We start from the raw sequence: 12,251 nt of genomic DNA, 5'->3' as shown, positions 1-12,251 counted from the left end.
CCAGTGCTCCGCGACGGGGGTGAACTCCTCGGCGCGGGCCCGGGCGGTGAGCGCACCGGCCCAGGCCTGGAAGGAGGTCGTCTTGGCAGGCAGGCTGTGAAGCCGGCCTTTTCGGCGCGGGTGAGGGCGTTGGTGACGGCCGTGAACGCGTCGTCGGTGATGAGGGGTTCGGCGGCGGGGCCGAGCGCGGTGCGGGCGGCGGCGGTGTGGCGCAGGCGGGTGGCCTGTTCGGCGGCGTGGGCGTATTCGGCGGTGAGCTGTTGGATGCCCCAGGCGCGTTGCTGCTGGTCGCGGATGCTCTGGCGGGCGGAGGGGGCGAAGCTGCTGTAGGTGGCGATGCGGGTGAGTGCTTGGTCGATGCTCTGGTCGTCCTCGAGGGCGATGTAGAGGTGGTTGGCGGCTCGGCCGCGGGTGGCGGCGACGTAGGCGGCCTCGCGGCTGGTGCGGGTGGTGAGCAGGGCGTGGGAGCGGGTGACGGTCATGCCCTGGGCGCGGTGGATGGTGGAGGCGTAGCCGAGTTCGCAGTGGGTGCGCAGGTAGTCGGCGGGCAGGGTGAGGCGGCCGCGGTGGCGGGTGTGGCGCACGATCGCGTCGCCGGTGGGGGTGTAGCGCTCGATCGCCCACACGTCGCCGTTCTTGACGAAGTCCTTGCCTGCGCGGCAGGTCAGGCGGCGCTGGTTTCGGCGGGTGACGATGAGGTCGCCGACGTGCGCGTGGTGGCCGTCGCGCAGGCGGGCGGGTTTCGGGCGCCAGCGTGAGGGCTTGTGGAGGTGGCCGCTGTTCATGCGCCAGGCCTGGGCGCGGCGGTTGAGGGCTGCGACCAGGTCGCGGTCGGGGGCGGTCATCAGCGGGGTGCGGCCGGCGGCGAGGTCGGTGCGCCAGGCGGTGAAGACGGCGTCCGCCATCGCGGCCGGGGTGCCGCCCTTCACGCGGTCGTGCTGCCGGTACCAGGTGAACGCCTCGGCGGGGTCGCCGTCGCGCAGTTTCAGGGAGGCGGCGGCCTCCTGGGGGTGGCGGAAGCGGTGCACGGCGGTGAGGTGGACGGCGCCGACCTCGGTCTGCAGCAGGCGCAGCGCGCCGCCGGCCTCGACGGCGGCGAGCTGGGCGGGGTCGCCGATCAGGCGCACGTGCGCGCCGGCTGTGGCGGCGAGGCGCACGATCTTGGCGAGCTGGGTGGTGGCGGCCATGCCGGCCTCGTCGACGATGATCACGTCGCCCTTGCGCAGGCGCTCGGTGCGGGGCAGGACGAGCTTGCCGGTGGCGGCGAGGTTCTGGCGGTGCAGCCAGGAGTGGAGGGTGTGGGCGGGGCGGCGCAGTTCCTCGGACATGACGTGGGCGGCGCGGGCGGAGGGGGCGAGCGCCACGGTGGTGTGTCCGGCGGCGGTGACGGCGTCCGCCGCCAGGCGCAGCGCGGTGGTCTTGCCGGCGCCGGCCGGGCCGATCGCGGCGACCAGGGCGCGGTCGGAGGTGGCGAACGCTCTTGCCATGGCGCGCTGTCCGGCGTCCAGGGGCCCCTTGTGGCGGGCGGCGGTCTTCTCGAACGTCCGCGTCGTGCAGGCGGGGGTGAGGCGGGTGCGGGCGGCGGCGACGATGCGGTCCTCGGCGGCGAGGACGGCGGGGGTGGTGTAGAGCTCGGCGCCGCGGCGGCGGTGGACGCTGGTGCCGTCCGGGCGCTGCAGCGGCGCGAACGCGGGGTTGATGTCGGGCGGGGTGAGGTCCAGGCACAGCCCGGCCAGGGCGTGGTCGGTGATCTGCTCGGCCCAGCCCTCGCCCGCGCGGCCCAGGGTGGTGCGGGTGACGTGGCGGCGGGCCTCGGCCAGCACGTGCCGGCGCCCGAACACCGCCCGGTGCAGGGACACGGTGGCCACCACCTCGCGGGCGGCCGCGTCCACGTCCAGACGCGGCGGCCCCTTGCCGCGGCGCAGATCACGCCCGGCCCGGCGGGCGCGGCGCAGCAGCCCGTCGACGACCGGGCGGCCGAACGCGGCCGCCGTGCCCAGCTGCCAGCCCTCGCACAGCACCGCGAGCGGCCGGGCCTGCTTCTTCGCGGGCCGGCTCTCCAGGGCGGCGCGGCGCCCCAGCGCGAGACGCGCCGCGAGCGACGGCTCGCGGCCGTGCGCGGCCCGGTACTCCTCGAGCAGCCGCGGCATCCGCCCGCGCACCGCCGCCGCCCGCACCGAGGCAGCGTCGATCAGACCCGGATGGACGCCCGCGATCTCCATCACCGGGCGCCGCCCGTCCGCGCCGAGCCGCTCGACGACGGCCAGGTCCAGCGCGGTGCACACCCGGCGCAGCACCTGCTCGTTGTACAGCTCGGAGGCGGCGACGGCCTGCGCGAGCAGCAGCCGGCCGTCGATGGTGCGCCACCGCCCGTCCGGGCCCTGCACCTTGTTCGCGATCAGCACGTGGTCGTGCAGCAGCGGATCGCCGCACCGCGAGTCGAAGTGCCGGAACCGGGCCGCCACCAGCCCCGTCGTCACATCGTGCTGCGCCACCCCGCCCGGCCCGGTGCGGGTGGCCAGCGCATGGTCCTCGATCCACGCCAGCGTGACCGCGATCGCCTCATCGTGCGCGGCCTCGACCGCGGCGCGGGTGGCCTCGTCGCCCAGCGCCCACAGCAGGCTGACACTCTTCGGCGGCCGGAACACCGGGTGGAACGCGGCCACCGGCTGGCGCGGCGGCCGCGTCGAGCGGGTGATGTACCGGTTCAACTCGGCCCCGTCCCTGGGCGCGCGCCCGAACTGCGCGGCGAACGCCGGCGCGCCGACCTCACGGCGCAGCGCCCGCCGCTCCTGCACCCGCGCCCGCCGCCCGGCACGCTGCTCCCACTCCTTGACCCGCTGCTCGATCGCGGCCGCCAGCTCGGTCGGCTGCTGCCCGAACCCGTAGAACGCGGCGCCCAGGCGCGCCGCCCGCTGCGCCTGGCGGATTGTGGCGCCGGCGCGCAGCCGCTCGGCGGTGATCTCGTCCGCCCGCGGGTGCAGGCCCTCCCCGAACAGGGCCGCCATCTGCGCTTCGGTGACCTCGCCCGCGACGCCGAGCAGGGCCGCGGCCCGGCCCGTCCACACCCCGGGCGGCACGCCGCCGCTCTTGCGGTGCTCGGCCAGGGTGCGGCCGCGGGGCCGCAGTTCGTCGCCGGTGGTGATCTGCCGCATGAAGTAGCGGTAGCCGTCGCCCGGTGTCATTTTCGAGAAGTCCACCGTCACAGGCGCAACGGTGGGCGCCGGGTCCGCGCAGATGCAAGAGCTGTCGGGATCCCTGTCCCGGCTTCCCGGCCCTGCCCGGCCTGGCCGGGACCACGGCTAGGGCCTCCCGGGCACGGGTGGCGCAGATTGCCGGTGGGGGTGTTGCCGCAGGCCGGGGGCGGTGCGGCGGTACCCGGGGTGGCGGGTGGGTCGGGTGTGCGGCCGTCCCGGGGTGGGGCGGGAAGTTCGGGTGGCTCGGCGGGGTGCGGATCCCGCCGGGCGGGATCCGGGGTGCGGTCCGCTTCCGGCGCGGGGGTGGTGGCGGGTTGCCTGGTGGGGTGTGGCGTCCCGGTGTTGGGGGGCCTGGTGGGTGAGAGAGGGGATGCGGGATGGCGAACGGTGCGGGTGCGGGTGTGGGTGGGGTTGTGCGGGGTGCGGTGGCGTCGGTGGCGGCGCGTCGGCGGGCGCGGGAGTTGCGGGCCGGGTACGAGGCGCGGGAGGTGGCGTTGGTGCGGGGGGCGGAGGAGTTTTTGACGTTGGTGGAGCGGACGGGGGCGGTGGTGGAGGGGATCGAGGGGCAGATCGGGGTGTTGGAGCGGGCGTTGGAGGTGGCGCGGCGTGAGGGGTGGGAGCGGGGGGCGTTTGTGGCGGCTGGGATGCGGGGTGTGTTGGTGCGGGGGGTGGGGGTGCGGGAGGAGGAGGTGGCGGATCGGTTGGGGGTGGAGGTGGGTGAGGTGCGGCGGATGTTGGCGTTCGTGAAGGCGTCGGGGAAGGGCGGGTCCGCGGCCGGGTCCGCGGCCGGCGCCGGGGACGGGGCGGGTGCTGGGGCCGGTGCGGGGGCGGGTCGGGGGCGTGCGGGTGGCGGCGGGAGGGGGCGGGGTCGGCGTGCGGGGGGTGGTGACGGCCTGTCGGCCGGGACCGGGTCCGGTGGGGTGGTGGCCGGTGACGGGCCGGTGGCGGCCGACGGACCCGGGCCCGGGCCGGCGGCGGGGTCCGGGGCGCAGCGGGAGGCGGGCGGTGGCGGGAGTGCGGGCAGTGGCAGCACTGTGGCGGCGGTGCCACGGTCCGGGCCGGGCTCGGCGGTGCCGGGCGGCGGATCGGGTGCTGGTGGGGCTGTGGCGGCGGCGCCGGGGGCCGGGCCGGGGGCGGCGGGGCCGGCGGCGCCGGGGATGGGGCCGGGGTCGGGGCGGGCTGACGGTGTGAGGGAGGAGCGGTGATGGCGTCGGTGTCGCAGGTGGCGGCGGGTGAGTTGGATCCGACGTGGCTGGGGGGTGTGTTCGAGGTGGTGGAGGAGGGCCAGGACGGTCCGCTGGTGCACGGGATGCGGTTGGTGTCGTATCGGAAGGTGGTGGGGCGGGATCGGGTGGTGCTGGTGGGTGAGAACACCAGTGTGGTGGTGGAGTCGTCGGTGGGGTTGGCGTTCCATGTGGCGGCGGCGGTGCCGGGTCGGTTCACGGGGGCGGTGGTCGCCGGGGCCCCCGCACCCGCGCCGGCAGCAATGGCGCAGCACGCGGTGCCGGTGCAGCAGCAGGTGGCCGTGGCGCAGCACGCGGTGCCGGTGGGCGGGTACCCGCCCACCGGACAGCCGGGGCCGGTGACGGGGCCCGGGCCGGGGGCGGTGCCGGTGGCGGGGCCCGGGCCGGTGCCGGGGGCCGGTGGTGTGCGGCCGGTGGGTACTCCCCCGGCGCCGGGCAGGCCGGTGGCGCCGTGGATGCGCAAACCACCGACAAGCTGACGGGCCGTGGCCGGGCATGGCGGTGCCCGGCCACCGAAGGGGGGCGGCGGCCGGGCGGTGATGGTGATGGTGCGACGGTTCGGTACGACACGGCCGGGGGCCCGTCGTGGCTCCCCGGGGATGGGGGGACACGGCGGGCCCCCGGTCGTGGGCGGTGGCTGTGACGGCGGGCGGCGGGTGGGCGGTCCCGGGCGGCGGGCAGGGCCGGGGCGGGCTGCTGGTCCGGCAGCACGCGGAAGGGCCCGCCGCGGTTCCCCGAGGGCAGGGAGACGCGGCGGGCCCTGGTCGTGGCGGGCGGGGTCGGGCACGGCCGGTGGACGGGTGCGGGCGCGGTGGCGGGGCCCGGGCCGGTGGGCGGCGGGGGCATGGCGGTGCCCGGCCACCGGCGGGTCGGTGGCCGGGCGTGGACGCGGCGGTGGCGGGCGCGGGCGGGTTACGGGTGGGCGGTGGGCGGGGGTGCGGCGGCCGGGAAGATGTCCAGGGCCTGGCCGATGCTCCACAGGGCGTGGGCCATGCGCGAGCCGGGGACGGTGATGTGGCCGATGGCGCGGGAGACGTCGGGTTGGTCCTGGGTGCGGACGATGTGGACGGCGGTGCCGTTGGCCAGGACGGCGATCGTGGCGCGTTGGCGGACGCTTCCGGTGCTGTCGATCTTGATGCGTTCGGCGATGGTGAGCAGGCCGACGGTCGGCCCTTCGAGGGTGGCGCGAGGGCCGGGCTCGCCGGGCGGGGTGGTTCGGGGGGTGTCGCGGAGGGTCTGTGCGTGGGCCAGCAGGTGCGCGGGCAGGTCGCCCTCGTCGTCGTCGGGCAGGGGGATGTCGAGGGCGTGGACGCTGATCGCGGGGTTGGGGTCGATGCCGAGGTCGGTGAGGGCCGACGGGGCGGGGAGGCCGATGCGGTAGGTGCTGGGCAGCAGCATTCCCCACGGGACGGTGTCGTGGTGGAGGTCTTCGAGCGCGGCGGCGACCTGGCTGGCCATGTCGGTCATCTCGGCGGTGAGCGGCGGGTGGTGGTGGTCGGTCACGGTGGTTGGGTTCCTTGCCGTTGGTGCGTGCGGTGGTGTGCGGTGTGGCGGTGGGCGGGGACTCCCCGGTCCGGGGACGGTTACGGTGCGCGGCACGGGGCGGGCTGACGGGCTGACGGGGACCGTCGGGGTCTGCCACCGGCCGGACAGGCCAGGCAGGTGACGAAGCGGTGCCGGGCGCAGCGGCCCGCCGCGATGGCGCTGGGGCAGGCCTCGGCGGGGGCGTGGCGGGGTGTGGTGGTCGGTGTGGTGGCGGCCGGGACCCCCGGGAGGGGGTGCGGGGTCCCGGCCGCCGGGTGTGCCGCCCTCCGGCCCGGGGGGACACCAGGGGGCGGCACACGGGGCGCCTCGACCCGTGTGGTGTCGGGGAGGCGCCGGGGAGGCCCGCACGGCCGGGGCGGGCACGGCCGCCGGGCGGGAACACAACGCACTGTATGGACAGGGGAACGCCGATCAACCCCGGCCCGGAACCGGACCCGGCGAGGAAGCGGCACAACCGGGCGCAGCCACGGCGGGCGGGGCCCCGTGGCGGGCGACCGGACCGGGACGGGCAACCCGCACCGGGCCTCCCCTGCTCGGGTGCCGGAGCCGACCCGCTCCCCGGCGGCACGGAATCGTGGCAGGCCGGGACCAGTGCCGTGGGCAGGTGGGCCGCCAGCCGGTGCGCGGGGTGCGGTCAGAAGTAGAAGTGGCCGTCGGTGGCTTCCAGGGCGCCGTTGGAGCCTGCCTGGAGCAGGTCGGATTCACGCTGGTGGCGGGCGCAGAGTACCCAGCGGACGGTGATCTGCTTCGCTTCGTGGGCGTCGAGGACGGCCGGAGGGACCTCACAGCCCTCGCACTGTGTGACGCGGCGCGGCGCGAAGACGGCCGAGGCGGCAGAGGCGGCGGTCGTGGCGGGCAGGGTGGGCGGGACGGACGGGACGGTTGGACGGTGGCGGTCCGGGCGGGTGTCCGTGCCGGGGTGCGGGCCGGGGGTGTCACCGGGTTCGGCTCCGTCGGCGATGAGCTGACGGCTGATGTTGTTGCGGGCCCTATCGCTGAGGGCCGCGCCGGGGTGCGGGGCGAGCATCGCGTCGATGGCGGGCATCAGCTCGCCGACGGTGGTGATGAACGGGTACAGGCCCAGGTGCTGGATGGGCTCCTCACCGTCGTTCTCCCACAGTTGGGCGAAGACGTTGCGCAGGGGACGGTCGTAGCCGTACTCCAGGTTCAGGATGTCGGTGAGCGGCAGGGTGTATCGGGACACGAGGGGGCTCCTCTGATCATGTCGGGCGGGCGGGCCGTCCCGCGCTGGGCCCGGGGTGGGCCGGGACGGCGCGGGACGGGGGTGCCGGCGGGGCCTGGTCTGTTGAGGTGGCGGCCAAGGGGTGCGCGCAGCGAAGGCCGGAGCGGTGACCGAGCACCGGGCAACCCGGGCGGCCAGGCCGGGATGGCAGCGGCGGCCAGGGCGGGGCAGGGCAGCCATGGCGGGGCAGGGCGTGGGTAGTCGGTGGCGGCGGCCGGGACCCCCGGGGAGTCGGGGTGTCGGGGATCCCGGCCGCCGGGGCGTGCCGCCCCTGCCCCGGAGGGGGTGCGGGCAGGGGCGGCACCGGGGCGCCACGGCCCGTCCCCTCCGCAGGGCAGACGGGGAGACGGGACGGGGCGCCCGGGGAAGCCCGCACAGCCGGAGTCGGCACGGCCGCCGGGCGGGAACACAACGCACTGTAGGGACAGCAGAACGCCGATCAACCCCCGGATCCCGGGGCGGGCACGACCGGGCCGGGTGCGGCCGGGAGGCGGTCGCACGGGCAGCACGGTCCCTGATCGTCACGCCGACGCTCGGCGGTGGGCGCGGGCACGGCGGCAGGACGCCGGCGGGACGGCGGGGGCCCGGCCGTGACCGAGAGTCGGGGCGACCTGGTCTGCCGGGGCTCGGGGCCGGGGGCAAGTCTGGGAGTGTCCGGGACCGGGTGGTGGCATACCGGCGCTGGGGCGCAGTCGGCGTGCTGCGCCCCTGCGGGGCCGGTCAGTGGTCAGTGGCTGTGCGGGCCCGGGCGTGGGATGGCCCCGGAGCGGTCGCACACGCGGCAGCGGCGTATGACACCGGAGATCATGCCGTCGGTTTCGACCTGGTCGGAGCAGGTCTGGCCCCGGCCGTGGCAGGCCGGGCAGATGCGGGCCTTGGTCAGGTGCAGGACCGCGTCGACGGACTCCGGTGAGCAGTGACGGGCTTTCAGGAAGGCGGCGGCCTCGGTGAGGACCAGGTGCCGGTGCTCGTCCGGGACCGTTTCCAGCGGATCCGGCCCGGCGGGCGCGGAACTGTCGGGGGCGGGACCGTCGGGGGCGGGGCTGTCGGGGGTCGGGGTCCAGCCGTCGCCGTCGCGGCGCAGCACCGTCCACTGGGCGAGGTGCCCGGCGACGGTCCGCGGGGCGAGGTGGGCGTGGCGGGCGACCGCGGCGGTGGTGACCGGCCGCCTCGTGGCGTCCCACAGAACGGCGAAGGTGTAGAGGGCGGTGAGGGCGCCCGCGCGCAGGCCGGGGTTCGCGTCGGCCAGGGCGAGAGCACGCGCACCGAACACACCCTGGTGGCGGCCCCCGGGCACAGCGGTAGGCACGGCGGCAGGTACGGCGGGCACGGCGCGCGCAGCAGGCACGGCGGGCACGGCGGGCGCAGCAGGCACGGGCGCGACGGGAGTGGGCGCGACGGCAGGAGACGCGGGCACGGTGGCGAGCGCGGTGGGCACGGCGGGGTCGGTCGCGGGCGAGGCGGTAGGCCCGGGCGCGGGGGCGGGGGCGGGCACGGCCGGCGCGAACCGGGTGGTACGGCGCTGCGGTTCCGGGAACCACACACCGTCGATCGGGGGCCGGGGCGGCAGCGGCCGGTGGTGGAACCGGCCGTCGGTGTGGTCGAGGACCCCCGGGTGGTAGGTCGCGGTGTCGCTGTAGGACAGGCTGACGCCCCACAGGACGGCGTGGGAGCCGGCCGCGGCACGGGCGAACAGGTCGAGACCGGACAGCAGCATCGGTGCGGGCAGGTCGTCACCGTCGGCCCGCCACGCCAGACCCGCCACCGTCCCGGAGCCCGGCCCGCAGCCCGGGCCGGAGCCGGTGACCGCGCCCGAGCCGGAGCCCGGGCCGGAGCCGGAGCCGGTGACCGCGCCGGAGCGGGGGCCGGGCAGCAGCAGGAAACCGCTGCCGGTGAACGTGGTGTCGGACGCTTCGGTCCACGCCGCGGTCAGCGCTAGGCCCGGGATCAGCAGCGCGGCCTGCTCGAGGCTGGCGGTCAGCCACGGGCCGGCGGTGAACCGGCCGGCGGGCAAAGGTCGTTCCAGCCAAATGACGCCCTCGGCGTCATGGAAACCACTCATCACAGGAAACCCTTTCAGGTCGATCAGGTCGATGGACGGACAAGAACCAGCCGCACAGGGACACAGCGGCCGGGCCGGACGGCCCGGGAACGCGCCCGGGGCGCACGCCCGGCCAGCGGGGCCAGCAGCCCGCACAGCGCCCGGCAGGTACGGCCGCGACCCGCGGGCAGGCGGCCGGGGGCGGCAGCCCGTACAGGGACGGGCGGCAGGCAGGCCAAGGCCGCACAGAACAGCAGGCGCAGGGCCCGGCCCGGGGTGGAGACGGCACCGGCGAGCAGCGAGGACGCCCAGGCCGGAGGGTGGAGACGGCACCCCGGCCGGGGGGGCGGACACGCACCCCGGCCGGGCACACAGGACACCGTAGGAACACCAGAACGCCAATCAACCCCCGAACGGGACCCTGCGGCACGGTGTGCAGCAGACTCCCCGGCGGCAGGCGAGGCGCCCCACCGCGGAAGGGACCGGGCCCGGGACAGGCAGCCGGTACCGGCCGGGCAACCCGCACCGGACCTCCCCCCACCCAGATGCCGGACCAGCACACGACCCGGCGCCGGCACGACACCGCAGCAGGTAGGCCCCGGACGCCTGGGCGGGCGCGGTCAACCGCATCTCGGATCGGGCCTCGTGGTCGGTCGCCGGACACGGTCTCGGGCGTGGACCGCGGGCCGTGTCCGGACAGTGCCGCCGGTCAGGAGGCCAGGTCTGCGAGGAGCACGGTGGCGTTGTCCGCGTGGGGACGGGACGGGTCGAGGGCGGTGGAGGCCCGGATGGATGTCTCGACGGCGAGGTCGACGAATGCGCGGGTGCTGTCGGCCGGCCTGTCGCCGTCGAGTTCGGCAAAGAGGTCGCGCCCTGCGTCCAGGTGCGGTTCGTAGGCCCCGTCCGAGGCGAGAACAAGGCGGGCCGGGCCGGTGAAGGGAACGGTTTGCGTCTCGAGTGCGGGGTGCCCGTACCTGGCGAGGGTCATCTCGTCGGAGGCCGTGCTGCCGAGGCACGAGGTGATGGCGTTGCGGTTCCCGCCGTAGGGGCTGGTAGCGGTCGGGGGGTAGACGCGCCGCAGGTTGTGGTCGTCGGTAAGCAAGCGGGCGGCGCCGAGCTCAACCATGTCCATGCCCTCATCTCCGGACTACTCATCTGTGCGAACGTGGTGCGGGCGAAGGGACCCTATCGCCGGACCGCCGGCCCCCCTGGCTGGCGTCCGAACCGAAGGGCCACAGGCCGTTCAGGGGAGCACCCCGCGCCTCGCCTGTTCTCGTCGTGGGCGAGGTGCGACGCCGTGGGACCGGCCGCCCGCCGGCAAATGCCGGGGCGGCCGGTCCCCGATCTGCTTGTCCTCGGCCAGGAGTGAGTGGGACAAGGCCGGACCGGACTCGCGGTACGCGGCCCCGGCCGCCGGTGCGGCGGCCGACGCGGTGCAAGAGCGGGCCGTGCGGATGGAGCGGTGGTCGTCCTGGCTGGTGATGAAGCGAGCGCAGCCGGCGGAAAGGTGGTCAGCGGTGCCGGGTCAGACGGGCGAGCACGGCCGCGAACCAAGCCTTCCGCGCGACGATCTTGGCAGTGAGCCGGTGCCCGGCGCCGACTGTGTCGGCGACCGCCCGAGCGACGTCGGCACGGTGCCGCTTGTTGGCCGACCGGGCGGCATTCCGGGTGTCCCACGTGGAGGTCTCGCCGCAGGAGCAGCGGGCGGAGGACCGGCCGGAGTAGGCGTGTCCGCCGGTGCGGTCAGGACCGATGGCGCCGGGAACAGTGTCCGTCGGGCGCCGCCAGCCGACGGGTGCGGTGGTACGGGTCATGTGTCGGGCCGCCGGGTCGGCGAGCTGCCACAGGGCGGCGTCGAGGACTGCGGCGACGGACCGCTCGGACCACCGGGGGCCGTCGAAGGCGATACGCAGGTACGCGGTCGGCGTGTTGACGGTGATGGTGTGCCGTTCGACGCGGATGGTGGCGCCGGGCACGGTCCACTGCCATGCGCCGTCGCGGCGCCGGACGGGTTCGCGGTTGTCGCGGCGCATCACGGACTGGGCGTGCACCGCGCTACCGTCGAGGGTGGGCGACCGGTCACCGACCGGTGCAGCCGGGGCGTGGTCGAGGATCGCGGCGACCACGGGCGCGATGACGGCCGGGTCGGGACGCCCGTCGGCTGTACGGGAGATGAGCAGTGCGGCCCGTTCGCCTGCCGGCTTGGCCACCGCGATGCGGTTGAACTGGCCGGATCGGGCGAGGATTCGGCCGCCGGGCACGTCGGCCGCAGCGACGGCGAGGGCAGTGAGGAGCGTAGTGAGGGCAGCGGCATGCGCGGGCCGGGGCCGGGTGTGCTCGGCAGGCAGGTAGGCGTTCACGGTCAGCTTCCTTCGGCGTCGGGCGCTGCGCCCGTCCGCGGGGCGCAGCAGTTGGGTGAACGGTTCGGTGGGAGCGGATGAGGAAGGTGGGTCAGGTGCGGCGCCACTGGTCCGGGCAATCGGGGCAGCCACAACGCGGGGTCATCAGGCATCCGGGCCGGCCGGTGCCATGGGCGCGGTCGGGACCTGAGTACGAGGTGAGGCGCGAGTGCCTTTGAGGACCGGAGTGCCGCAGGGGCGTCCCTTCGGCCCCGGGGGCACACGGGGCGGCCGAGCAGCCGGAACACCCGCATCATCGGAGCGCAGCGGCAAGGGGGCCGCGGCCCGGCGGACACACAGCGCACCCTACGAACAGCAGAGCGCCGATCAACCCCCGGCGGCTCAACCGCCGGGCTTGGAATCGGCACGGCGGGCCCATCCGAGCGGATTTGGTTCAGCCCGGGGGCGCCGGGCAGACCGGTGCAGGAGACGTCGGGTCCACGCCTGTCGCGGTGTTGGCGTTCCCCCGCTGCTCAGTTGTTCGCGCGCGGGCACCGAGCAACCCGACCGACCCGACGCGGGCGGGGGCCTGGCGGCCTCCGCCCGTTCTCCCTGGAGCCCCGACGTGTCCACCGCCGACGC

At 76.4% G+C, this 12,251-nt stretch carries 7 protein-coding genes; 1 reads left to right on the top strand and 6 read right to left on the bottom strand.

All coding sequences use genetic code 11. From position 1 onward, the window contains the following. A partial coding sequence (mobF, locus tag AB0D08_RS38295) for a MobF family relaxase (RefSeq protein WP_359894964.1) occupies positions 1-3,206 on the bottom strand: 3,206 nt, incomplete at its 3' end. Positions 3,207-4,401: 1,195 nt separating this feature from the next. Between mobF and AB0D08_RS38290 the strand changes: the two genes are divergently transcribed. Further along, positions 4,402-4,920, top strand: a complete 519-nt coding sequence (locus AB0D08_RS38290; RefSeq protein ID WP_359894962.1) for a hypothetical protein — start codon at positions 4,402-4,404, stop codon at positions 4,918-4,920. A gap of 433 nt (positions 4,921-5,353) precedes the next feature. Here the strand turns inward: AB0D08_RS38290 and AB0D08_RS38285 are convergent, their stop codons facing one another. The 5 genes from AB0D08_RS38285 to AB0D08_RS38265 all read right to left on the bottom strand — a co-directional run bounded on the left by AB0D08_RS38285 (position 5,354) and on the right by AB0D08_RS38265 (position 11,630). Then, entirely contained in the window at positions 5,354-5,944 is a 591-nt protein-coding gene (locus tag AB0D08_RS38285) for a hypothetical protein (protein WP_359894961.1), read from the bottom strand. A 676-nt stretch (positions 5,945-6,620) separates the two neighbouring features. Further along, positions 6,621-7,190 (bottom strand): hypothetical protein, encoded by a 570-nt coding sequence (locus AB0D08_RS38280; RefSeq protein WP_359894960.1) that lies wholly within the window; start codon positions 7,188-7,190, stop codon positions 6,621-6,623. Between the two features lie 766 nt (positions 7,191-7,956). Further along, the gene (locus tag AB0D08_RS38275) at positions 7,957-9,291 is read right to left on the bottom strand and encodes a hypothetical protein (protein WP_359894958.1); all 1,335 of its coding nucleotides are present in this window, start codon (positions 9,289-9,291) and stop codon (positions 7,957-7,959) included. Positions 9,292-9,979: 688 nt separating this feature from the next. Further along, entirely contained in the window at positions 9,980-10,402 is a 423-nt protein-coding gene (locus AB0D08_RS38270) for a hypothetical protein (protein ID WP_359894956.1), read from the bottom strand. 379 nt (positions 10,403-10,781) lie between these two features. Further along, entirely contained in the window at positions 10,782-11,630 is an 849-nt protein-coding gene (locus AB0D08_RS38265) for a hypothetical protein (protein ID WP_359894954.1), read from the bottom strand. Positions 11,631-12,251: the final 621 nt, after the last annotated feature.

The organism is Kitasatospora sp. NPDC048540 (genome assembly GCF_040651175.1).
Lineage (GTDB): Bacteria > Actinomycetota > Actinomycetes > Streptomycetales > Streptomycetaceae > Kitasatospora.
Note: the sequence above shows the minus strand (reverse complement) of the source record. Positions and strands in the feature narration are given on the sequence as shown.

What these genes read in the sequence shown, in the direction of transcription:
- AB0D08_RS38270 (WP_359894956.1), bottom strand. Translation starts at nt 10,402, where the DNA reads ATGGACATGGTTGAGCTCGGCGCCGCCCGCTTGCTTACCGACGACCAC.
- AB0D08_RS38290 (WP_359894962.1), top strand. Translation starts at nt 4,402, where the DNA reads ATGGCGTCGGTGTCGCAGGTGGCGGCGGGTGAGTTGGATCCGACGTGG.
- AB0D08_RS38275 (WP_359894958.1), bottom strand. Translation starts at nt 9,291, where the DNA reads ATGAGTGGTTTCCATGACGCCGAGGGCGTCATTTGGCTGGAACGACCT.